Genomic DNA, 22,189 nt, shown 5'->3' on the forward strand with positions numbered 1-22,189 from the left:
ATGTCCGGGCGGGCTTGCGGCGCTGCCGCCCTTGATCCCCGCCGCCCTGCCGGGCTAGGCGAGGGCCGACCCATACGGAGGATCACATGGCGCCCCGCAAGCTTGCCGCCGGCAACTGGAAGATGAACGGAACGATCGCCTCGCTGGCCGAGGTGGAAACCCTGATGCGCGAGCATGGCAGCGCCCGCTGCGAGATCCTGATCTGCCCGCCCGCGACGCTGGTCCATCCGATGGTGGAACGCGCCGGGCAAGGGGTGGTCGCGGTCGGCGGGCAGGATTGCCATGCGAAAGACTCGGGCGCCCATACCGGCGACATCGCGGCCGAGCAGCTGCGCGACGCCGGCGCGGTCTATGTGATCGTCGGCCATTCCGAGCGCCGCGCCGATCATGGCGAGACCGACGCGGCCGTTAGCGCCAAGGCCGTCGCCGCCCATCGCGCCGGCATCGCCAGCGTGATCTGCGTGGGCGAAACCGAGGCGCAGCGCGACGCCGGCGAGACGCTGGACGTGATCGCCCGGCAGCTGGCGGGGTCCGTCCCCGATTGCGCCACCGCGGCCAACACCGTGATCGCCTATGAACCGGTCTGGGCCATCGGCACCGGCCGCACCCCGACGAACGAGCAGATTGCCGAGGTCCACGCCGCCATGCGCGCGGCTCTGGTCGCCCGTTTCGGTGACGGCGCCGGGTTCCGGCTGCTCTACGGCGGCAGCGTCAAGCCCGCGAACGCGGCTGAGATCTTTGCGATTGCCGATGTCGACGGGGCACTGGTCGGGGGCGCCAGCCTCAAGGCCAGCGATTTCGGCGCCATTATCGCGGCGCTCGACGCGGCCTGACGGCAAGGTGGGCGGAGGGGCGCTGCCCCTCGCGCCTGCGGCCTTCCTCGCTGAAAACGGTCCACCGGACCGTTTTCCGGGCGCTCGGAAGCCCCGGGATATTTGAGTGATGAAGAAGCGCCGCGCGGCCGCAGGCGGCGTCAGCGGAACAGGATCAGCGAGCCGGGGGACCAGCTGACGCGGGTGCGGGTGCCGAGGTCCTGGATGTCGCGGCCGAAGACGTTGCGCATCGAGATGCGGACCGGGCGTTCGGCCCCCTCCAGCCGCACGTCGTAATAGGTCATGTCGCCGTAATAGACGACCTCTTCGATCACCCCCGGAGTCTCGCGATGCGGCGCCGGGGCGTCGCGGGACAGGATCGTCACCGCCTCGGGGCGGAAGCCGACCGAAGGGCCGGGGTCGCCCGGATCGGCGCGGCTGACATTGGCGGCGGGAATGTCGAACTCGCCGAAACCCGGCACGTCGACGCGCACGCCCGCGTCGCTGTCGCCGAGGATGCGGACGGGCAGAAAGTTCATCATGCCGATGAAATCGGCGACGCGGCGGCTGACCGGGCGGGAATAAAGCTCCTCGGGGTAGGAAAGCTGCGCGATCTCGCCCTCGAACATCACGGCGATGCGGTCGGACATGACCAGCGCCTCTTCCTGGTCGTGGGTGACCAGCACGAAGGTGATGCCGACCTGGCGCTGCAGCTTGATCAGCTCGACCTGCATCTGCTCGCGCATCTTGCGGTCCAGCGCCGACAGCGGCTCGTCCAGCAGCAGCACCTTGGGTTTCAGGATCAGCGCCCGGGCCAGCGCCACCCGCTGCCGCTGCCCGCCCGAAAGCGCGTGCGCTGCGCGGGCGCCATAGCCCTTCAGCCCGACCATCGCCAGCGCCTCGTCCACCGCGGCGGCCTTTTCGGCGCGGCTTCGCGGGTCGCGGCGCAGGCCGAAGGCCACGTTCTGCGCCACGGTCAGATGCGGGAAGATGGCGTAGGACTGGAACACCATGTTGGTCGGCCGCGCATTCGCCGGCACCCTGGCCATATCGCGCCCGTCGATCAGCACCACCCCCGAGGAAATATCCTCGAACCCGGCGATGGTGCGCAAGAGCGTGGTCTTGCCGCAGCCCGAGGGGCCGAGCAGGGAAAAGAACTCGGCCTCGCGGATGGTCAGGTCGATGCCGCGTAGCGCGTGGTAGTCGCCGTAATATTTATGCACGCCCCGGCATTCGATCATCGCCCGGCGCGACGAGATGGGGGTGGGGCGGCCCTGTGCATCGCGGGCCGGGCCGGCGGCGGCGGGCGCAGGCGCGGTGCCCGGGTTCAGGGCGGGACCGGAAGTCTGGGCGGTCACAGGAATCCTCCGCTGTTGGTCTGGCCGGTGCGGGCGGCGCCGCGGCGGCGGAAATATTCGGCCAGCGCCAGAAGCAGGATCGAGGCCGCCACCAGCACCGTCCCCAGCGCCATGATCATCGGGATCGCCTTGGGGAAACGCAGCTGGCTGAAGATATAGGTGGGCAGCGTCGGCTCGTTCCCCGCCAGGAAAAAGGCGATGATGAACTCGTCCAGGCTGATGGTGAAGCTCATCAGCAGCGAGGACATGATGCCGGGCATCACCAGCGGCAGGATCACCAGCCGGAACGCGTTCCAGCGCGATTCGCCCAGGTCCTGCGCCGCTTCCTCCAGCGACTGGTCCAGCGAGGAAAACGCCGTGGTCAGGATCGCCACGGAATAGGGGGTGCAGATCAGCGTGTGCCCGATGATGACGGTCAGCACCGACAGCTCGACCCCGACCGCCAGCAGCACCACCAGCAGCGACACGCCGACGATGATCTCCGGCAGCACCAGCGGCAGCATGATCAGCCCCAGCGCCGCCCCCTGCCCCGGAAAGCGGTAGCGGGTCGAGGCGCGGGCCGCGAACATCCCCAGCACCGTCGCCAGCACCGCGGCGCTGACCGCGATGGTCAGCGAATTGACCAGCGCGCGGCGCAGGGTGGTGTTGCCCCACAGCTGCGAGAACCACTGGGTGGTGAACTCGTTCAGCGGAAAGGCGACGATGGTGCCCGAGTTGAAGGCAAAGACCGGCAGCAGCAGGATCGGCGCGTAAAGGAACAGCAGATACAGCAGCGCATAGGCGCGCAAGCCCCCGCCCCTCATGTCCGCACCCGCAGGAAGCGGCGGTTGAGCAGCAGGAACAGCGCCGCCAGCAGGGTGACGATCAGCATCGCGGTGACCGCGATCGCCGAGCCCAGCGGCTTGTTGTCGATGTCCAGCATCTGCGCCTGGATCAGGTTGGCCACCATCGGGATCTTGCCGCCTCCGATCAGGGTGGGGGTGACGTAATCGCCCATGGTGGGGATGAACACGATCAGCACCGCCGCCAGCACCCCCGGCATCGCCAGCGGCAGCGTCACCCGCCAGAAGGTCATCGCCCGGCTTTCGCCGAGATCGCGCCCGGCTTCCAGCAGCGAGCGGTCGATGCGTTCCAGCGCCACATAGATCGGCAGGATCGCAAAGGGGGCATAGGCATGGGCCAGCGTCACCACGATCGAGCCGGTGTTGTAGAGCAGGAAGGACAGCGGCTGCTCGATCAGCCCCAGCGATTTCAGGCCCGAATTGATGACCCCGTTATAGCCCAGGATCACCTTCCACAGGAACACCCGGATCAGGTAGCTGGTCCAGAACGGGATGGTGATCAGGAAGATCCACATCGCCTTGCGCCGCGGCGCCACCACGAAGGACAGGAAATAGGCGACCGGGAACGCCAGCACCACTGTGGCCAGCGTCACCAGCATCGCCACCCCCAGCGAGCGCAGCATCAGCGCGCGGAAGATCTGGTCGGCCCAGACCGCGCGATAGTTCTCCAGCGTGAACTCCCAGATGACAATCTGGTAGCCGTCGCGGATGAAGGAAAACGTCAGGATGGTCAGCAGCGGAATCGCCAGCATCAGCACCGCATAAAGCAGCGGCGGCGTGATCATGCGCAGGCCCTGCCCCGTCTCTGTGCCGCTTGCTGCCATTGCCGTCCCTGTCGGTCCTTGTTTTCACCATGGATTCCACAGTCGGCACAGAAGGGAAAGACGCAAAACACGGGGGCTGGCGCGCCCGCCATCGCCGCGCGGGCCGGAACCGGGCAAACCCTTGCATCGGCTTGTGGACAGCGCCGCGGCAAGAATGCAATCTGCAGCGCAAGCGGGCAGCGCTCCGGTCAAGAGCGCGCCCGGATCACTCGACAGGAGGATACGACTTGACCGACACCACCCGACTGGATCGCCGCCGGTTCCTGACCACCGCCTCGGTCGGCGGCGCGGCCGCAGCCGCCGGCGCCGGGCTGGCCGCCCCCGCCATCGCGCAGGAGCAGCCCACGATCAACTGGCGCTGCGCCTCGTCCTTCCCCAAGTCGCTGGAAACCATCTATGGCAGCGGCGTCGACGTCGCCGACCGGGTGCGCGAGGCGACCGACGGCAAGTTCAACATCCAGGTGTTTGCCGCCGGCGAGATCGTCCCCGGGCTGCAGTCGATCGACGCGGCCACCGACGGCACGGTCGAAATGGCGAACTCGGTCGGTTACTACAGCTGGGGCAAGGACCCGGCATTCGCCTGCGGCGCCGACCTGCCCTGGACCTTCAACGCCCGCGGCAAGGCCGCCTACAACTATCACGGCGGCGGGATCGACGCCTATAACGAGTTCCTGCAGAAGCATAATCTGATCTGCTATCCCTGCGGCAACACCGGCGTGCAGATGGGCGGCTGGTATCGCAAGCAGATCACCGGGCTGGCCGACATGCAGGGGCTGAAGATGCGCATCGCCGGGCTGGCGGGCCGCATCGTCGAGAAGCTGGGCGTGGTGCCGCAGCAGCTGGCGGGGGGCGACATCTACCCAGCGCTGGAAAAGGGCACCATCGACGCGGCCGAATGGGTCGGCCCCTATGACGACGAAAAGCTGGGCTTCCAGAAGGTCGCGCCCTACTACTACTACCCCGGCTTCTGGGAAGGCGCGCCGACGGTGGGCATGTTCTTCAACCTGGCCAAGTGGAACGAGCTGCCGGAGTCCTACAAGTCGATCCTGCGCACCGCCTGCATGGCGGTCGACATGAACACCCTGGCCGAATACGACTACAAGAACCCGGCGGCGCTGAAGCGGCTGGCGCAGAGCGGCGCCCAGCCTCTGCCCTTCCCCGAGGACGTGATGGTCGCGGGTTTCGAGGCTTCGCGCCAGGTCTATGACGAGCTCTCGGCCGAGAACCCCGAGTTCAAGCGCATGTGGGAGGCGCAGAAGCCCTTCCTCGCCGACTGGTATCTCTACAGCCAGACCGGCGAATACACCTTCGACACGATGATGATGATCCAGCAGCGCAACGGCAAGCTGTAAGGACCGCCACTCAAGAACCGCCGCCCCGCATCAGGGCGGCGGTTTTTTCATGCGCGGCTGATGCGAGCAGCGCCTGCGTCCGCCCGTCAGGGACCACAGCCGGGCCGCAGCTCGGGCACGAGGTCCGGGCGCTGCATCTTTCCCGATTTCGGACAGCAGAAAGGGCGCCACAGGGGCGCCCTTTTTCGTCGTCTCGTTTGCCGGCTCAGTCGGCGGTGGCGGCCGGAGCGCCAAAGCTCGGCGGCCCACCCAGCCCGCCAAGACCACCCGCCGGAGCTGCGGGAACTACCGCCCCCGGCACGGCCGGGGCAGCGGGCGCGGCCCCCGGCGCAGCCGGTGCGGGCGTGCCGAAGCTCGGCGGCGCGCCCAACCCGCCCAGCCCACCTGCCGCAGGCGCGGCGGGTGCTGCCTCCGGCGCGGCCGGGGCCGGGGTGCCGAAGCTCGGGGGCGCGCCGAGGCCGCCCAGGCCGCCGGCGGGGGGTGCGGCCGGGGCGGGGGTTTCGCCCGGCGAGGGCGGGGTGGCCGGGGCGCCGAACGGGTTGCCGCCCAGACCGCCAAGGCCGCCTCCGCCAAGCCCTCCAAGACCGCCGCCGCCCAGGCCGCCGCTCATCGGGATGTTGATCTGCACGTTCGAGGTGTCGATCGGCGGGCCCTTGTAATGCATGACCAGCCCCGGGAACAGCATGACCACCGCCACCATCACCAGCTGGATCACCACGAAGGGCACCGCCCCCCAGTAGATCTGCCCGGTGCGCACCGGCTCGATCATCCGCCCGGTCACCTTGTCGCGATAGGGCGCCTTGGGCGCGACCGAGCGCAGGAAGAACAGCGAGAAACCGAAGGGCGGGTGCATGAACGAGGTCTGCATGTTCACCGCCAGCAGCACCCCGAACCAGATCAGGTCGATCCCCAGCGCCTCGGCCGCGGGGGCCAGCAGCGGTACGATGATGAACGCCAGTTCGAAGAAATCGAGGAAGAACGCCAGCAGGAACACCAGGATCGAGACCACGATCAGGAACCCGTATTCGCCGCCGGGCAGCGAGGTCAGCAGATGCTCGACCCACAGATGCCCGTTCACCCCGTAGAAGGTCAGCGAGAACACCCGCGCCCCCACCAGGATGAACATGACGAAGGCCGACAGCCTTGTGGTCGCGGTCAGCGCCTGGCTGATCACCCCGCCCTTGAGCCGGCCCTTGGCGGCGGCCAGCACCAGCGCGCCGACCGCGCCCATGGCGCCGCCCTCGGTGGGGGTGGCGATGCCCAGGAAGATCGTGCCCAGCACCAGGAAGATCAGCGCCAGCGGCGGGATCAGCACGATGATCACCTGCTGCGCCAGCCGGCTCATCGCGTTGATGCGCAGGGCGCGGTCCAGCAGCGCCACGATATAGATCACCACCACCGCCAGCGCCGGGGCGAGGATGTCGGCATTGGTGCCCTGCGTCGGATGCAGCCAGCGGAACGCCAGCCAGGCCATCGCCACCGTCGCCGCGGTCGCCACCAGCAGCGAGGCGACGCCGGAACCCAGCGTCCGCGCCTCTTTCGGCAGCGCCGGCATCGAGTTCGGCCGCACCAGCGTCATCACGAACACATAGGCCATGTAGAGCCCGGTCAGCACCAGCCCGGGGATCATCGCCCCCTTGTACATGTCGCCGACCGAACGCCCCAGCTGGTCGGCCAGCACGATCAGCACCAGGCTGGGCGGGATGATCTGCGCCAGCGTCCCCGAGGCCGCGATCACCCCCGAGGCGATGCGCCGGTCATAGCCGTAGCGCAGCATGATCGGCAGCGAGATCAGCCCCATGGCGATGACCGAGGCCGCCACCACGCCGGTGGTCGCCGCCAGCAGCGCGCCGACGATGATCACCGCATAGGCCAGACCGCCGCGCACCGGGCCGAACAGCTGGCCCACGGTATCCAGCAGATCCTCGGCCATGCCGGATTTCTCCAGCACGATGCCCATGAAGGTGAAGAAGGGAATCGCCAGCAGGGTCTCGTTGCTCAGCAACCCCCACAGCCGTTCCGGCATCGCCTGCAGCAGCGGCCAGCTGAGGTTGATCGAGCCGCCCGACAGCGGCGCGAGCTCCACCCCGATGACGAAGAACAGCAGCCCGTTGGCGGCCAGCGCGAAGGCGACCGGATACCCCAGCAGCAGGAACACCACCAGGCTCATGAACATGATCGGCGCCATGTTCTGCGCGATGAGGGCCATCATTTGCGCGGCTCTCCCCGCTTGCTGCCGTCGGTGTCGTCAGTGTCGGCGCCGGGCTGGACAAAGCCCGCCTCGGCCAGCAGCTGCTCGTCGATCTCCAGCTCGCCGTGGCTGGTGAACTGCGCCTGCGTGTCGGGGATCAGCCCGCGCATCACCGCGATCTTCTTGATGATTTCGGAAATCCCCTGGAAGAACAGCAGGATGAACCCGGCCAGCAGCAGCGCCTTGGCCGGCCACAGGATCAGCCCGCCCGCGTTCATCGATCGCTCGCCCGACAGGTAGGACCGCTCGAACCACGGGATCATCAGCCAGATCATCAGCGTGACGAAGGGCATCAGGAACAGCAGATGCCCGATCAGGTCGATCCAGTGCTGGGTGCGCCGCGACCGCGCGCCATACAGGATGTCGATTCGGATATGTTCGTTTTCCAGCAGCGTATAGGCCGCGGCCAGCAGGAATGCCGCCCCGTAGAGATACCACTGCAGTTCCAGCCAGGCGTTGGACGAGATCGACCAGACCTTGCGGATGATCGCGTTCCCCGCACTCACGATCACGGCGATCAGGATCAGCCAGCTGACGCTGCGCCCGATCACCGTGTTGATGCGGTCGATGCCGCGCGACAGGGCCAACAGGCCGCCCATGAACTCATTCCTCTTCTGGCAGCGGGGGTCGGGGGCGCATCTGCGCGGGCCACGAAGCCGCTGCGGCACTCGACGATGCGCGGATATGGCGGAGCGGGTCGCCCGCGGTCAAGCGTTTCCGCACGTCGCAAAGGCGCCCGGGTGCGGCACCCCGGCAGAGGGCGCGCCCGGCAGTCCGGCCCGGCGGCAAGCCTAGCGCCGGATCCGGTTCACATGCCCCATCTTGCGGCCCGGGCGGGATTCGGCCTTGCCGTAAAGATGGATCTGGGTGTCGGGCTGGGCCAGCAGCTGCGGCAGGCGCTGGATGTCGTCGCCGATCAGGTTCTCCATCACCACGTCGGCATGGCGCTGCCCGTCGCCCAGCGGCAGCCCGGCCACGGCGCGGATATGCTGCTCGAACTGGTCCACCGCGCAGCCGGCCTGCGTCCAGTGCCCCGAGTTGTGGACCCGCGGCGCGATCTCGTTCACCACCAGCCCCTGCGGGGTCACGAACAGCTCGACCCCCATCACGCCAACGTAGTCAAGCGCGGTGACGATGCGGCTGGCGAGCAGCACCGCCTCGGGGATCAGCCGCGCGGGCTGGCCGCAGGGCACGGTGGTGGTGCGCAGGATCCCGTCCCGGTGCACGTTCAGCCCGGGGTCATAGACGGCGACGGCGCCGTCCTGCCCGCGCGCCGCGATCACGCTGATCTCGGCCGAGAACTCGACGAAGCCTTCCAGCACCGCGGGCGCATTCACCTGCGCCCAGGCGGCGGCGGGGTCGTCGCCCGCGGCGACCCGCACCTGCCCCTTGCCGTCATAGCCGAAGCGGCGGGTCTTGAGGATGCCGCGCGCGCGGCCTGCCATCGCGGCGGCAAGGTCCTCGGCGCTGTCCACGGCGGCATAGGGCGCGACCGACAGCCCCAGCCCGGACAGGAAATCCTTTTCCGCCAGCCGGTCCTGGCTGACCGCCAGCGCGCGGCGGTTGGGGCGGATCGGGACGATGCTCTCGATCAGGTCCAGCGCCTCGGCCGGGACGTTCTCGAACTCATAGGTCACCACATCGACCGAGGCGGCAAAGGCGCGCAGCGCGGCCTCGTCCTCGTAAGGGGCGGTGGTCAGGCGGTGGGCCACGTCGCCCGCGGGCGCGGCGCCGGGTTCATAGACATGGCAGCGATAGCCCAGGCGGCTGGCCGCGACCGACAGCATCCGCCCCAGCTGGCCGCCGCCGAGGATGCCGATCACCGCGCCCGGCGGCAGTTGCTTGGGCTTGCTCATCGTCCGTCTCACCTACCCCTGATGGAATGCCCGAGGTGCGGCAGCCTGCGAAAACCCCAGGCGGGGCGTCAGCTCTCGGGCCGGATGTCCTCCGGCGCCTCCGGGATGGAGGCGCTCAGCGCCGCGCGCCAGGCGTCCAGCCGCGCGGCCAGCGCCGGATCGGACAGCGCCAGGATCCCGGCCGCCATCAGCCCGGCGTTCGCCGCCCCCGCCGCCCCGATCGCCATGGTCGCGACCGGGAACCCCTTGGGCATCTGCACGATGGAATACAGCGAATCGACCCCGCCCAGCGCGCGGGTCTGCACCGGCACCCCGATCACCGGGATCCGGGTTTTCGAGGCCATCATCCCCGGCAGATGCGCCGCGCCCCCGGCCCCGGCGATGATCACCTGCAAGCCCCGGCCGACGGCGGCGCGCCCGTAATCCCACAGCCGGTCCGGCGTGCGATGCGCGCTGACGATGCGCGATTCATGGGCGATGCCCAGCTCGTCCAGCACCTGCGCCGCCTCTCGCATCGTGGCCCAGTCGGACTGGCTGCCCATGATGATGCCCACCGGAACCGTCATTCGTCACCCCTTCACCCCGCGGAAAGCCGGGATCATAGCCGCGCGCCGGGCGGGCGCAACGGGGGAAAAGCGCGCAGTCAGGCGATGATGTCGGGGGTCAGCTCGTCCTCGAGCCGCGCGATCTGGTCCTTGAGCGCCAGCTTCTGCCGCTTGAGCCGCCCCAGCGTCAGGCTGCACACCACGCCCCCCGCCGCCATGGCCGCGATCTGCTCGTCCAGCTCGCGGTGCTGGCGGCGCAGAGCGGCCAGCCGGGCGCGGGCGATGTCCTCGGGCGACATTTCTTGCGGGGTGGTCATGGTGCGGGTCCGTGGTGCGGGGGCCGTGCGGGGCTGGCGGCAGGATACAGGGTCCGCAGCGCTTCGATAAGGGGAAGTTTGGCTCGACCCGCCCGGGCTCTTGCGGATGCGTCCGCCGGATCACATATCTGTCCCGTGGCCGGGTCGCCGCAATCGGGGCCCGGAAAAGCAGTCGCTTGACCGAGGACGCCGATGACCAAGATGAGCTTGGGAACGCATCCCTATCTGCTGGGTTTCGACCAGCTCGAACGGCTGGCCGAACGCGCCGCCAAGGGGGCCGAGGGCTACCCTCCCTACAACATCGAGCATCGCGCCCCGGACGGGTTCCGCATCACCCTGGCCGTCGCCGGTTTCGCCGAGGACGACCTGTCGCTGACGGTCGAGGACCGGCAGCTGGTGATCCGCGGCCGCCAGGCCGACGCCGATGCCGAGCGGGTGTTCCTGCACCGCGGCATCGCCTCGCGCGCCTTCCAGCGCAGCTTCGTGCTGGCCGAGGGGATCGAGGTCGAAAGCGCGGCGCTGGAAAACGGGCTGCTCCACGTCGACCTGCGGCGGATCGCGCCGCAAAGCATCGTCCAGACCATACCGATCAGCCGCAAGTAAAGGGGATCGCCATGAACATGAAACATAATTTTCCGACCGCTGAGGGCAACACCGTCTATGTCCGCCGGGTCGAGATGGACAGCCTGCCCGCCGAGGTGCGCCAGCAGGCGCCCGAGTTGCAGGCGCTTTACGCCGTCCACGGCATCGACGGCGAGCGGCTGGCGCTGGTCGCGGACCGCGGCCTGGCCTTCATGCTGGCTCGCCAGAATGAACTGAACCCGGTCAGCGTGCACTGATAGTCGCTGCGCCCTGGGTCGCCGCGGCGGCCCAGCGGGCCAGATAGGGCTCGACAATCCCCTGCTCCATCGCGCGCGCCACCTCGCGCCGCGCGCGATATTTCCGCCGCCCCAGCCACAGACCCATCGCCTTGCGCCGCGCGCGGTTCAGCTGCGACAGCCGCGCCCGCAGCGGCAGCGGCCGCGGCGGCGGCAGCAGATCGGCGATGCGGCGGGCGTGGAACCACCACAGCCGGTCCATCTCGGTGCGCAGCCGCCAGGGCTTGCGGTCCACCACGTAATGCACGACCCGCACCTCCGGCGGCAGCGCCGCCGGCGCGGGGTAGAACCCGGAAAAGGCGAACAGGTTAAACCCCGGCGGCAGGAACACGATCCGCCCGCGTGCCATCAGGTTCAGCGTCGCTTCATCCCCGTTCAGCACCGGCTTTTCATCGGAAACGAACCGCGCGAGGCAGCGCCGCCCCATGTCCTCGGCGCGCCACCGCGGCAGGTTCATCACCAGCAGCCCGGCGTTGACCTTGTTGTCGCGGTTGCCGGGGCTGCGCACGGCGGCGACCAGCTGTTCGCCCAACTCCACGGTGGCCAGCGGCGACAGATCGCCCAGCACCACCATGTCGCAATCCATGTAGACCACGCGGTCGTCGGCCGGCAGCAGTTCAGGGACCAGCAGGCGCAGGAAGGTGCCGCGGGTCAGATGCGCGCGGCGCACCGGCACATGGTCGAAAACGTCCACCGGCACCTCGACCCGGTCCACCCGCGCGCCCAGCCGCTCGCCCAGCCGGTCCAGCCGCGCGCGGTTTTCAGGCGAGATCCCCAGGTCCAGCACGGTGAACCTTGCGCCCGGGTTGTGGAAATTGACCGAGGCCAGCAGCACCAGCACGCCGGGGACGTAATTGTCGTCCGAGCCGGTGACGATATGCAGCGACATCTGCGATCCCTCCCGGGGCGCAACGCTGCACGACACGGCGGCAGGGGACCCTGCCCGGTCATGCGGCCGTCACGCCGTCAGAAGGAAATCCCGGCGCAGCATCCGGGTTCCCTGCCCCGCGGATGAAACCGGGGACAGGGGAGTGTCGGGCAGGGCCTGCCGCCCTGCCGTCAGCCGCTCACGCCAGCCCGATCAGCCCCATGCTTTCCAGCTTCAGCAGCACCTGCTGGGCGGCATAGTCCACGTCCACGCCCTCGGTCTGGACGCGCAGTTCGGGGTTTTCGGGAACCTCGTAGGGGTCGGAAATCCCGGTGAACTCCTTGATCTTGCCCTCGCGCGCCAGCTTGTAGAGCCCCTTGCGGTCGCGGCGCTCGCATTCTTCAAGGCTGGTGGCGACGTGGACTTCAAGGAAGGCGCCGTATTGCTCGATCATCTGGCGCACGGCGCGGCGGGTGGCGGCATAGGGCGCGATCGGGGCGCAGAGCGCGATGCCGCCGTTCTTGGTGATCTCGGACGCGACATAGCCGATGCGCTTGATGTTGATGTCGCGGTGTTCCTTGCTGAACCCCAGTTCCGAGGACAGGTGCTTGCGCACCACATCGCCGTCGAGCAGCGTCACCGGACGTCCGCCCAGCTCCATCAGCTTGACCATCAGCGCATTGGCGATGGTGGATTTCCCCGACCCCGACAGCCCGGTGAAGAACACCGTGAATCCCTGCCTGTCGCGGGGCGGCGAGGTGCGGCGCAGCTGGGTCACCACCTCGGGGAAGCTGAACCACTCGGGGATTTCCAGCCCCTCGCGCAGGCGGCGGCGCAGTTCCGTGCCCGAGATGTCGAGGATGGTCGCGCCCTCCTCGACCTCGTCCCGAGGCTCATACTGCGCACGTTCCTGCACATAGACCATCTGCTTGAAGTCGACCATCTCGACCCCGATGTCGGCCTGGTGCTTGCGGAACAGTTCCTGCGCGTCATAGGGGCCGTAGAAATCCTGCCCCTGGCTGTTCTTGCCGGGGCCGGCATGGTCGCGGCCGACGATCATGTGGGTCAGCCCGTGGTTGCGGCGGATGATGCCGTGCCACACCGCCTCGCGCGGGCCGGCCATGCGCATCGCCAGGTTCAGCAGCGACAGATGGGTGGTGGCGGACGGATATTTGTCCAGCACCGCCTCGTAGCAGCGCACGCGGGTGAAATGGTCCACGTCGCCCGGCTTGGTCATGCCGACGACCGGATGGATCAGCAGGTTGGCCTGTGCCTCGCGCGCGGCGCGGAAGGTCAGCTCCTGATGGGCGCGGTGCAGCGGGTTGCGGGTCTGGAACGCGACGATCCGCCGCCAGCCCATCTTGCGGAAGAACGCCCGCAGCTCGTTCGGGGTGTCGCGGCGGGCCTTGAAATCGTAATGCGTCGGCGGCTGGATGCCGGTGATCGGCCCGCCCAGATAGACCGGCCCGGCCACGTTGTGCAGATAGTTGATCGCCGGATGCGCGATGTCGTCGGCGCCGTTGCCAAAGACCTTTTCGGCCTCGTGCTTCTTGTCGGGGGTCCAGCGGTCGGTGACCGACAGGATGGCCAGGATCACCCCTTCCGGGTCGCGCAGCGCGATGTCGGTGCCCGGCTCGGCCTTTGCGGCGAATTCCTCGGACACGTCCAGCGTGATCGGCATCGGCCACAGCGCCCCCGAGGACAGCCGCATATCGTTGACCACGCCGTCATAATCGGCCTCGGTCAGGAACCCCTTGAGGGGATGGAACCCCCCGCTCATCAGCAGTTCCAGATCGCACAGCTGCCGCTGGGTCAGGTCCCAGGACGGCATCTCGCCCGCATCGGCCTTGAGCTTCTGCGCCGAGTCGGCGTTGACGTAAAGTTCCGGAATCGGCACGAGGTTGGGCTGGCTCATCTGCACACTCGATCATCAGGACAAAACATGCGCCTGCCGCGAATTGCTGCGGTGCGCGAATCCAGCCTTAGCCGCCGTGCCGCTGCGCTGCAACAGCCAGTCGTTGCGATTTTTTCCCGGCGGTTTTGCCGTTGCGCGCCCGCTTGCCCGCCTGCCGGCGGTGCGGGCGCGTCTGCGACGGCTCAGGCGGTGCCGGCGCGCTCGGGCGCGTGGTGCACATCGGTCGCCGCGGCGGGGGTGGTGGCGCGCTCGGCCATGCCCTCGGCGGCCAGGAAATGCTCGGTATCCAGCGCCGCCATGCAGCCCATGCCGGCGCTGGTCACCGCCTGCCGATAGCTGTCGTCGGTCAGGTCGCCCGCCGCGAACACCCCGGGGATCGAGGTGCGGGTGGTGCCCGGCTCGACCCAGACATAGCCGCCCTCGCGCAGCTTCAGCTGGTCCTTGACCAGTTCCGACGCGGGCGAATGGCCGATGGCGATGAACACCCCGTCCGCGGCGATGTTGCGGGTGGCGCCGTCCACGGTCGAGCGCAGCACCGCCCCGGTCACCCCCAGCGGCTGGTCGGTGCCGGTGATCTCGGCGATCTCGTGGTTCCAGAGGATTTCCACCTTGGGATGCTTGAACAGCCGGTCCTGCAGCACCCGTTCCGCCCGCAGGCTGTCGCGGCGGTGGACCAGCGTCACCTTGCTGGCGAAATTGGTCAGGAACAGCGCCTCTTCGACCGCGGTATTGCCGCCGCCGACCACGATCACTTCGCGCCCGCGATAGAAGAACCCGTCGCAGGTGGCGCAGGCCGAGACGCCGAAGCCCTGGAACCGGGTCTCGCTGTCCAGCCCCAGCCAGCGCGCCTGCGCCCCGGTGGCCAGGATCACCGCATCGGCCGTCCACCGCGCGCCGCTGTCGCATTCGGCGACAAAGGGCCGCTGCGACAGGTCGAGCCGGGTCACCGTGTCGGAGATGATCTCGGTCCCGACCTCGCGGGCGTGGTTTTCCATGCGCGCCATCAGCTCGGGGCCGGTGACCATGGCGTCGCCCGGCCAGTTTTCCACGTCGGTGGTGATGGTCAGCTGCCCGCCCGGCTGCATCCCCTGGATCAGCACCGGGTCCAGCATCGCGCGGGCGGCATAGACCCCGGCGGTATAGCCGGCCGGGCCGGAGCCGATGATCAGAACGCGGGTGTGACGGGTCTGGGCCATGGGATTTCCTTCCTGAACCTTGAGGATGTAGCGCCGCGGGGCGTGGCTCACAAGCGGGCTATTCGCCCGGGCCCGGCGCAGTGATCGAGAGGGGGGCCGGCGCCGTGGCCGGGGTGGTGGCCGCGCCCGGCCGCGCCGGCGGCTCCATCGTCGCCACCACCGGGATCAGCGCGGCGATGCCCAGCAGCACCGCCAGCAGCACCGCGACCTCGGCCTTGCGGGCGCGGGTCATCGGGTCGCGGCGCGGCTTCATCGCGCAGACCCCGCCCGGGCAGTGGCTGACCGCGCGGCGCATCACCAGCGGATAGAGCTTGCAGCCCACGCAGATCCCGAACACCGCTTCCAGATACAGCAGCGCCATGCAGACCATGCAGGCCGCCATCAGCCACGGCCCGGCGATGTTGAAGCCCCAGATCATCACCATCACCGCCGCCGCCAGCCCCAGCCCCAGCGACCAGGCAAAGCGCTTCTGCGGGGCGCCGGTGAATTCGGGCTGCTGGTTGCCGACGATCAGCCGCGCCAGCACCAGGCTGGGGGCAAAACGCGGGTTCACCAGCACCCGCAGCGCGAAATCGACGAAGAACAGCGTGACGACCAGCCGCATCGGCAGAAAGTTTTCCAGCAGCGCCGCATTGATCGCGGCGATCACCGACAGCAGCAGCAGGATGCCGGCGGCGGCGCGGGCCTCGCGCTCGTTCAGCACCGGCACGTCATAGCCGGGGCGGCTTTCCCCAAAGGACAGGATGGCGGACATGAATGGTCTCCGAGAATTGTTCGGGACCAGATATGTTTACATTCGTATATACGATAACTGCGCATTATGCCGCACCCCCTGTCGCACCCCTCTGCCCCCGGGGGTCTTTCCGCTAAGCGCTGCGTCGCGTGGCGATCTTTTGAAACAATATTGCGCCGCCCGCCGCGAACCCGTAAGTTCCGCGCCGGAACGCAGGAGTGGGCAGAACATGGCAGGCGCCAGGCTGGATGACATCGACCGACTGATCCTGGCGGAATTGCAGGCGGACGGGCGGATGACCAACGTCGAGCTGGCCCGCCGGGTCGGCATCTCGGCCCCGCCCTGCCTGCGCCGGGTCCGCACGCTGGAAGAACAGGGCTTCATCCGCGGCTATCACGCCGACGTCGCCCCGCGCGAGCTGGGGTTCGAGGTGCAGGTGTTTGCCATGGTGCGCCTGCACAGCCAGTCCGAACGCGACCTGACCGCCTTCGAGGACCGCGCCCGCGGCTGGGCGCTGGTGCGCGAATGCCACATGCTGAACGGCGAGATCGACTTCATCCTGAAATGCGTGGCGCCGGACCTGTCCACCTTCCAGCGCTTCCTGACCGAACAGCTGACCGCCGCCGACAACGTGGCCAGCGTCAAGACCAGCCTGGTGATCCGCTGCGCCAAGGACGAGCCCGGCGTGCCCTTCGAACTGGTCGAGCCGCGCTAGAGCGTGATCGCCGAGATCAGCCGCCCGTAATCGGCCGCCCCCTGATGGGTGGCGCGGCGATAGCTGAAGAAGCGGTCGGGGTCGGAATAGGTGCAATGGCCGATCCATTCGGCCTCGACCCCCAGATCGCGCAGCGCCGCCAGCCCGAATCCCGGCAGGTCGAACATCGGCCGGCCATTGGGCCCGCCGGAAAAGAACCGCGCGTGGCGGTCGTCCTCGACCAGGAAGCGGTCCATGAAATCCTCGCCCACCTCATAGGCGCGCTGGCTGATGCAGGGGCCGATCACCGCGCTGATCTCGCGCGCGCCGGCCGCGCGCATGGCGGCGACCGTGGCGTCCAGAATCCCGTCCAGCGCGCCTTTCCAGCCGGCATGGGCGGCGCCGACCACCCCGGCCCGGCGGTCGGCCAGCAGGATCGGCTGGCAGTCGGCGGTCAGCACCGCGATGGCAAGCCCGGGCACGGTCGAGACGATGGCGTCGGCCTCGGTCGCGGCCACGCTGTCCAGATCCTCGCCCCCGGTCAGGGTCACCACCAGGTCGGAATGGGTCTGGTGCACCGTCGCCAGCCGGTCCGGCCCCACCCCCATCGCCGCCGCCACCCGCGCGCGGTTGATCGCCACAATCTCGCGCTGGTCGGTCGAGCCGCGGCCGCAGTTCAGCCCCGAAAACAGCCCCGAAGAGGCCCCGCCCTTGCGGGTGAAGAACCCGTGGCTCAGCGGGCGCAGGGCGGGATGGGTCAGGATTTCCAGCGTCATCGGGTCAGCGTCACCGGGTCAAGGGGATCGAGCGTCAGGTTGCAGGGCCAGCCCCGCCGGGGCCAGGTCGGTCTTGCGGCGCGGGTCCGTCCCGCAGCGGCAGCGGGCGGAACCCCGGCGGCGGCGGCGAATCCTTGGCCCAGACGGCCATCGCCTTGAACAGGTGACCCATCCGCGCAGGCGCGGTCAAGCGGTCCAGTGCTTCGGTCGCCCCCGCATCGCCGGCAGCGGCCAGCCGCGCCGCCCGCGCCTCGATCCCCAGCGCCTGCAGCCACGGGCCCTGCGGCTCGGGCGGGGATGCGAGCGCACCAGCGCGGATCGCGGCAGCGGCCAGCGGCGCGAAATCGACATGGGCGGTCAGGTCGGCCTCGCCCGGATGGGCCAGCGGGTCGTCATGGGCGTGCGCCCGCAGCGCCTGCAGGCTGTCGCCGCGCCCGTCCCAGGTGCCATAGTCGATGACGATCGCCGCGCCGCCGTGGCTGGCGATGCGCCCGGCGACGGTGGCCATGATCGCCGCGCCCTCGGGGCAGCTCTCGCGGACCTCGCGCTCGGGCCCGTCCAGGGGCAGCGGCTGCGGCGCGCCCAGCGCCAGCGCCAGCGCGCCCGCGGCGTCCAGCGTCACCATGCGCTCGGCCCAGCCTTGCGCGGTGCGCTGGACCTGCCGGATCGGCAGCGCGTCGAAGAACTCGTTGGCGATCAGGAACAGCGGCGCCTGCGGCAGATCGGCCGCCGAATCGAGATGCAGCACCTCGCCCAGCCGCTGGCGCTGCACGAGGCGCAGATGCGGCGAGGCCTCGACCAGCGCCACCGTCGCCGCCTGCCGGAACCCGGGCACGCGGGCGGTGGCGCGCAACACGTCCGCCATCAGCGTCCCCCGCCCCGGCCCCAGCTCGGCCAGCGTGAACGGCGCCGGCGCGCCCTGGTCCAGCCACGCCTGCGCGATGGCCAGCCCGACCAGCTCGCCGAACATCTGGCTGATTTCCGGCGCGGTGGTGAAATCGCCCTGCGCGCCGAACGGGTCGCGAGTGGAATAATACCCGTGCTGCGGGTGCATCAGGCACAGCCGCATGTACTCGTCCAGCGGCATCGGCCCCTCGGCCCGGATGCGGGCCGCGATGATCCGGGCCAGCGGCGTCACCGCGACCTCAGCGCCCACAGGACAAAGCCGGCGCCCACCGCCACCATCGGCAGCGACAGCAGCTGTCCCATGGTCACGCCCCAGACCGGCCCGCCCAGCACATGGCCCAGCGGATTGTCCGGGGTGATGAAGCGGGCGTCGGCCTGGCGGAAGAACTCGACCACGAAACGCGCCAGCCCGTAGCCGGCCAGGAACACCCCCAGCGCCAGCCCCGGCCGCGCCAGCCCGCCGCGGCGCACCAGCACCAGCAGCACCAGCCCCAGCAGCAGCCCCTCCAGCCCGGCCTCATACAGCTGGCTGGGATGGCGGGCGCAGGCGCCGACGATGCCGGGACAGTCCTGCGCGGCCTCGCCGGGGAAGATCACCCCCCAGGGCGCGGTGGTCGGCCGCCCCCACAGCTCGGCATTGATGAAATTGGCCAGCCGCCCCAGCAGCAGGCCGACCGGCGCCGCCACCGCCAGCGCATCGGCCAGCCGCAGCGCCGCGATGCCGTGGCGGCGCGCCCAGGCCCAGGCGGCCAGCACCACCCCCAGGAAACCGCCGTGAAACGACATGCCGCCCTGCCAGACCTTGATGATCTCACCCGGGTGCGACAGGTAATAGCCGGGCTCGTAGAACAGCACGAAGCCCAGCCGCCCGCCCAGGATCACCCCGACGACGACCCAGGTCAGCAACTCCTCGACCTGTTCGGGGCGCATCGGCGCGGTCCCGCCCCAAAGCTGCGGGCGCCGCATCAGCGCCACGATGATCCGCCAGCCGATCAGCAGCCCGGCCAGATAGGCCAGCGCATACCAGCGCAGCGCGAACTCGCGCCCGGCGATGGTGATCGCGAACACGTCCGGCGAGATTTCGGGGAATGGGATCATGGTTTCCTCCTGGACCGCCGGGGGATTGGCCGGGTTTGCTTGGCCGGGCCGGGCGGCGCTGTCAACCGCGCCGCCGCTGACAGCCGATCATTGAAGCGAGAGCGCGGCGGCGCCATATAGAGCCCCGACGCAGGACGCGAAAGGACGACACCATGACCACCCAGGGCAGCGGGCCGAACCGTTTTCTGGACGACATGTCCCGGCTGATGACCAATGCGATGGGCGTGGCCCAGGGCGCCCGGGACGAGGCCGAGACCGCGATGAAAAGCTGGGTGGACCGCTGGCTGGCGGACCGCAACTTTGTCACCCGCGAGGAATTCGAGGCCGTCCGCGACATGGCTATCAAGGCCCGCACCGAAAACGCCGAGCTGCGCGCGATGATCGCCGCGCTGCAGGGATCCGAGCCCGACCAGCCGGTCGGCTGAGCCCAACAGTCGGGCGCCGCGCCTGCGGCCGCGCTGCGATGGGTATTTGAGCCAGAAAGAAGCCACGAGGCGCGCGCGCCGGGCTGCGGGCTTCTTTCTGGTCCAAATACCCATGCAGCGGCGACGCCGGGCGGGCGAGTTGATCGGAACGCCGCGGCTCAGGAATCGGGCGTCACGCTCTGCCGTAACCGGCCGCCGCGGTCGAACAGCAGGATCGTTCCGGCGCCCGTGACCACCACCGTCCAGTCGCGAGCAAAGGTGACGGCGGCGGCGGTTTCCCCCTGCGGCAGGGTGATGGCTGCGGGCAGTTCCGGCAGCGATGGCGACAGCCGCAGCCACAGCGTCGCCGCCACCGCCGCGATGCCCAGCATCATCACCAGCGCCAGCGCCGTCACCAGCCGGCGCAGCCAGGCCAGTTCGGGCACTTTCCCCGCGCCGCTCTCTGCCTTATCATGCGCAGCCATGCCCGACCTCGTCCTTACCCTTGCGGCCGACATCCCGCCGACCGACCATCTGCGGCTTGATAAGGCGCTGGCCGCGGCGGCGCCAGCGTCGGCGTCGCTGTCGCGGTCCCGCATCGTGCGGCTGATCGCCGAGGGCGCGGTGCGCGGTCCCGAGGGCATGGTGCGCGACGGCAAGGCCCGTGCCACCCCCGGTGAATATGTGATCACATTCGGCGAGCCCGAGCCCATCGACGCCCGCCCCGAAGCCATCCCCCTGACCGTTGCCTATGAGGACGACGAACTGATCGTCATCGACAAGCCGGCCGGCATGGTGGTGCATCCGGCGCCCGGCAGCCCCTCGGGGACGCTGGTCAACGCGCTGCTGGCGCATTGCGCGGGCAGCCTGTCGGGGATCGGCGGCGCGCTGCGCCCCGGCATCGTGCACCGCATCGACAAGGACACCTCGGGGCTGCTGGTCGTCGCCAAGACCGACCGCGCCCATCACGCGCTGGCCCGGCAGTTCGAGGATCACAGCGCCTCGCGCCGCTATCTGGCGCTGGCGCATGGGGTGATCGACCCCGCCGACCCGCGGCTGCGCGGCCTGCCCGGCATCAGTTTCGAGCCCGGCGGGGTGCTGCGGATCGCGACCAACATCGGCCGCCACCCCAGCGACCGCCAGCGCCAGGCGGTCAGCACCACCCAGGGCCGCCATGCGGTGACGCGGGCGCGGATGCTGGAAAGCTTCGGCCAGCCCCCGGCGGCGATGCTGGCGGAATGCCGGCTGGAAACCGGGCGCACCCACCAGATTCGGGTGCATTTGACCTATTGCGGGCTGGGGCTGATCGGCGATCCGGTCTATGGTGGCGCGCGCCGCGCCTCGGTCCGGGCGCTGGGGCCCGAGGCTGCCGCCGCCATCGCCGAGTTTCCCCGGCAGGCGCTGCACGCGGCGCATCTGGGCTTCGACCACCCCGCCGACGGCCGCAGGCTGAGCTTCGACAGCCCCATGCCCGCGGACATGACGACACTGGCCGCCGCCCTGCGTGGAACCGGCCCGGACACCCTGCGTTCTGATATATGAGTTGCGGCCCGATGCCGCACAAGGATGACGATGGCGAATTACACGAAACTGCCTGCGCCCAGCCCCGAACAGGGTCTCAACCGCTATCTGCAAGAGATCCGCAAGTTCCCCCTGCTTGAACCCGAAGAGGAGTTCATGCTGGCCAAGGCCTGGGTCGACCATCAGGACGCCGAGGCCGCGCACAAGCTGGTGACCTCGCATCTGCGGCTGGCCGCCAAGATCGCCATGGGCTACCGCGGCTACGGCCTGCCGCAGGCCGAGGTGATTTCCGAGGCCAATGTCGGGCTGATGCAGGCGGTCAAGCGCTTCGACCCCGACAAGGGGTTCCGGCTGGCCACCTATGCGATGTGGTGGATCCGCGCCTCGATCCAGGAATATATCCTGCGCTCGTGGTCGCTGGTGAAGATGGGCACCACCTCGGCCCAGAAGAAGCTGTTCTTCAACCTGCGCAAGGCCAAGGCCAAGCTGGGCGCCTTTGAAGAGGGCGACCTGCGCCCGGAAAACGTCGCCCAGATCGCCCATGACCTGAGCGTGACCGAGCAGGAAGTGATCGAGATGAACCGGCGCCTGTCGGGGGGCGACGCCTCGCTGAACGCGACGGTGGGCTCGGCCGACGGCGATTCGACCGCGCAGTGGCAGGACTGGCTCGAGGACGAAAGCGCCGACCAGGCCGGCGATTACGCCGAGGCCGACGAGCTGGACACCCGCCGCTCGATGCTGGCCGCGGCGATGGACGTGCTGAACGACCGCGAGCGCGACATCCTGACCGAGCGCCGGCTGCGTGACGACCCGGTGACGCTGGAACAGCTTTCGGAACGCTACGGCGTCTCGCGCGAGCGCATCCGCCAGATCGAGGTCCGCGCCTTTGAAAAGCTGCAGGACCGGATGCACCGGCTGGCCAGCGAGAAGGGGCTGGAGATCGGCGAGGAATAGGCCCGCGCGGCGGAACCCCTTGCGCCCTTGGCGCCGCCGCGGCATCTGGGGGCGGCGCGGGGCGGTCCGCGCGATGATGCAAGGGTGGT

At 69.4% G+C, this 22,189-nt stretch carries 24 protein-coding genes; 8 read left to right on the forward strand and 16 right to left on the reverse strand.

Features of this window, described 5'->3' with window-relative positions:
* Positions 1–86: 86 nt before the first annotated feature.
* The gene (gene tpiA, locus RSP45_RS04140) at positions 87–833 is read left to right on the forward strand and encodes a triose-phosphate isomerase (RefSeq protein ID WP_415393324.1); all 747 of its coding nucleotides are present in this window, start codon (positions 87–89) and stop codon (positions 831–833) included.
* Positions 834–973: 140 nt separating this feature from the next.
* Here the strand turns inward: tpiA and RSP45_RS04145 are convergent, their stop codons facing one another.
* The 3 genes from RSP45_RS04145 to RSP45_RS04155 all read right to left on the reverse strand — a co-directional run bounded on the left by RSP45_RS04145 (position 974) and on the right by RSP45_RS04155 (position 3,797).
* Complete coding sequence (locus RSP45_RS04145; RefSeq protein WP_415393991.1) at positions 974–2,053, reverse strand: ABC transporter ATP-binding protein; 1,080 nt, start codon at positions 2,051–2,053, stop codon at positions 974–976.
* A 113-nt stretch (positions 2,054–2,166) separates the two neighbouring features.
* Positions 2,167–2,973: an ABC transporter permease gene (locus RSP45_RS04150; protein ID WP_303729908.1), complete on the reverse strand. Its 807-nt coding sequence runs from the start codon at positions 2,971–2,973 to the stop codon at positions 2,167–2,169.
* Complete coding sequence (locus tag RSP45_RS04155; protein ID WP_415393325.1) at positions 2,970–3,797, reverse strand: ABC transporter permease; 828 nt, start codon at positions 3,795–3,797, stop codon at positions 2,970–2,972. Before RSP45_RS04155 ends, RSP45_RS04150 begins: the two co-directional genes overlap by 4 nt.
* A 284-nt stretch (positions 3,798–4,081) precedes the next feature.
* On the opposite strand from RSP45_RS04155, the gene RSP45_RS04160 reads away from it, so the two are divergent.
* Positions 4,082–5,188 carry a TRAP transporter substrate-binding protein gene (locus RSP45_RS04160; protein WP_415393992.1) on the forward strand — a complete coding sequence of 369 codons (1,107 nt, stop codon included), beginning with the start codon at positions 4,082–4,084 and terminating at the stop codon, positions 5,186–5,188.
* 205 nt (positions 5,189–5,393) lie between these two features.
* Here RSP45_RS04160 and RSP45_RS04165 read toward each other — a convergent pair whose 3' ends face one another.
* The 5 genes from RSP45_RS04165 to RSP45_RS04185 all read right to left on the reverse strand — a co-directional run bounded on the left by RSP45_RS04165 (position 5,394) and on the right by RSP45_RS04185 (position 10,157).
* Positions 5,394–7,400, reverse strand: coding sequence for a TRAP transporter large permease (locus tag RSP45_RS04165; protein WP_415393326.1), 2,007 nt, complete (start codon positions 7,398–7,400; stop codon positions 5,394–5,396).
* Complete coding sequence (locus tag RSP45_RS04170; protein ID WP_415393327.1) at positions 7,397–8,038, reverse strand: TRAP transporter small permease subunit; 642 nt, start codon at positions 8,036–8,038, stop codon at positions 7,397–7,399. Before RSP45_RS04170 ends, RSP45_RS04165 begins: the two co-directional genes overlap by 4 nt.
* 192 nt (positions 8,039–8,230) lie before the next feature.
* Positions 8,231–9,295: a 5-(carboxyamino)imidazole ribonucleotide synthase gene (locus RSP45_RS04175; RefSeq protein ID WP_415393328.1), complete on the reverse strand. Its 1,065-nt coding sequence runs from the start codon at positions 9,293–9,295 to the stop codon at positions 8,231–8,233.
* Positions 9,296–9,363: 68 nt separating this feature from the next.
* Complete coding sequence (purE, locus tag RSP45_RS04180) at positions 9,364–9,861, reverse strand: 5-(carboxyamino)imidazole ribonucleotide mutase (protein ID WP_303729931.1); 498 nt, start codon at positions 9,859–9,861, stop codon at positions 9,364–9,366.
* A gap of 77 nt (positions 9,862–9,938) precedes the next feature.
* A complete protein-coding gene (locus RSP45_RS04185; protein WP_073062434.1) occupies positions 9,939–10,157 on the reverse strand; it encodes a YdcH family protein in 219 nt (72 codons plus the stop codon).
* A gap of 192 nt (positions 10,158–10,349) precedes the next feature.
* Here RSP45_RS04185 and RSP45_RS04190 point away from each other — a divergent pair, with 192 nt between their 5' ends.
* Both RSP45_RS04190 and RSP45_RS04195 read left to right on the forward strand, forming a co-directional pair.
* On the forward strand, positions 10,350–10,760 hold the full coding sequence (locus RSP45_RS04190; RefSeq protein WP_073062438.1) for an Hsp20 family protein: 411 nt from the start codon (positions 10,350–10,352) through the stop codon (positions 10,758–10,760).
* Between the two features lie 11 nt (positions 10,761–10,771).
* The gene (locus RSP45_RS04195) at positions 10,772–10,996 is read left to right on the forward strand and encodes a DUF1150 family protein (RefSeq protein WP_415393329.1); all 225 of its coding nucleotides are present in this window, start codon (positions 10,772–10,774) and stop codon (positions 10,994–10,996) included.
* Here the strand turns inward: RSP45_RS04195 and RSP45_RS04200 are convergent.
* The 4 genes from RSP45_RS04200 to RSP45_RS04215 form a co-directional block, all read right to left on the reverse strand.
* The gene (locus RSP45_RS04200; RefSeq protein WP_415393330.1) at positions 10,983–11,924 is read right to left on the reverse strand and encodes a glycosyltransferase family 8 protein; all 942 of its coding nucleotides are present in this window, start codon (positions 11,922–11,924) and stop codon (positions 10,983–10,985) included. The two genes, RSP45_RS04195 and RSP45_RS04200, sit on opposite strands and share 14 nt — an antisense overlap.
* Before the next feature lie 178 nt (positions 11,925–12,102).
* Positions 12,103–13,818: a bifunctional sulfate adenylyltransferase/adenylylsulfate kinase gene (locus RSP45_RS04205; RefSeq protein ID WP_415393331.1), complete on the reverse strand. Its 1,716-nt coding sequence runs from the start codon at positions 13,816–13,818 to the stop codon at positions 12,103–12,105.
* Positions 13,819–14,000: 182 nt separating this feature from the next.
* The gene (trxB, locus tag RSP45_RS04210) at positions 14,001–15,014 is read right to left on the reverse strand and encodes a thioredoxin-disulfide reductase (RefSeq protein ID WP_415393332.1); all 1,014 of its coding nucleotides are present in this window, start codon (positions 15,012–15,014) and stop codon (positions 14,001–14,003) included.
* Positions 15,015–15,072: 58 nt separating this feature from the next.
* A complete protein-coding gene (locus tag RSP45_RS04215; protein WP_415393333.1) occupies positions 15,073–15,768 on the reverse strand; it encodes a DUF4395 domain-containing protein in 696 nt (231 codons plus the stop codon).
* 208 nt (positions 15,769–15,976) lie between these two features.
* Here RSP45_RS04215 and RSP45_RS04220 point away from each other — a divergent pair, with 208 nt between their 5' ends.
* Positions 15,977–16,462, forward strand: a complete 486-nt coding sequence (locus RSP45_RS04220; RefSeq protein WP_415393334.1) for an Lrp/AsnC family transcriptional regulator — start codon at positions 15,977–15,979, stop codon at positions 16,460–16,462.
* Here RSP45_RS04220 and pgeF read toward each other — a convergent pair.
* From pgeF to lgt, 3 genes are read right to left on the reverse strand one after another with little or no spacing between them, the layout of a single operon-like run.
* Entirely contained in the window at positions 16,459–17,217 is a 759-nt protein-coding gene (gene pgeF / locus RSP45_RS04225) for a peptidoglycan editing factor PgeF (protein WP_415393335.1), read from the reverse strand. The two genes, RSP45_RS04220 and pgeF, sit on opposite strands and share 4 nt — an antisense overlap.
* Before the next feature lie 34 nt (positions 17,218–17,251).
* A complete protein-coding gene (locus RSP45_RS04230; protein WP_415393993.1) occupies positions 17,252–18,355 on the reverse strand; it encodes a class I SAM-dependent methyltransferase in 1,104 nt (367 codons plus the stop codon).
* Positions 18,352–19,221 (reverse strand): prolipoprotein diacylglyceryl transferase, encoded by an 870-nt coding sequence (gene lgt, locus RSP45_RS04235; RefSeq protein ID WP_415393336.1) that lies wholly within the window; start codon positions 19,219–19,221, stop codon positions 18,352–18,354. The genes RSP45_RS04230 and lgt overlap by 4 nt, the downstream gene beginning before the upstream one ends.
* A 152-nt stretch (positions 19,222–19,373) precedes the next feature.
* Between lgt and RSP45_RS04240 the strand changes: the two genes are divergently transcribed.
* Positions 19,374–19,646, forward strand: a complete 273-nt coding sequence (locus tag RSP45_RS04240; RefSeq protein WP_415393337.1) for an accessory factor UbiK family protein — start codon at positions 19,374–19,376, stop codon at positions 19,644–19,646.
* A 158-nt stretch (positions 19,647–19,804) separates the two neighbouring features.
* Here RSP45_RS04240 and RSP45_RS04245 read toward each other — a convergent pair whose 3' ends face one another.
* The gene (locus RSP45_RS04245) at positions 19,805–20,110 is read right to left on the reverse strand and encodes a DUF6476 family protein (RefSeq protein ID WP_415393338.1); all 306 of its coding nucleotides are present in this window, start codon (positions 20,108–20,110) and stop codon (positions 19,805–19,807) included.
* Here RSP45_RS04245 and RSP45_RS04250 point away from each other — a divergent pair.
* Together RSP45_RS04250 and rpoH are read left to right on the forward strand one after the other, a co-directional pair.
* Positions 20,109–21,167, forward strand: a complete 1,059-nt coding sequence (locus RSP45_RS04250) for an RluA family pseudouridine synthase (RefSeq protein ID WP_415393339.1) — start codon at positions 20,109–20,111, stop codon at positions 21,165–21,167. The genes RSP45_RS04245 and RSP45_RS04250 overlap by 2 nt on opposite strands.
* A gap of 30 nt (positions 21,168–21,197) precedes the next feature.
* Positions 21,198–22,100: an RNA polymerase sigma factor RpoH gene (gene rpoH, locus RSP45_RS04255; RefSeq protein WP_073063589.1), complete on the forward strand. Its 903-nt coding sequence runs from the start codon at positions 21,198–21,200 to the stop codon at positions 22,098–22,100.
* Positions 22,101–22,189 lie beyond the last annotated feature (89 nt).

The organism is Paracoccus sp. SJTW-4 (assembly GCF_047716885.1).
In the GTDB taxonomy this organism is placed as follows: domain Bacteria; phylum Pseudomonadota; class Alphaproteobacteria; order Rhodobacterales; family Rhodobacteraceae; genus Paracoccus; species Paracoccus solventivorans.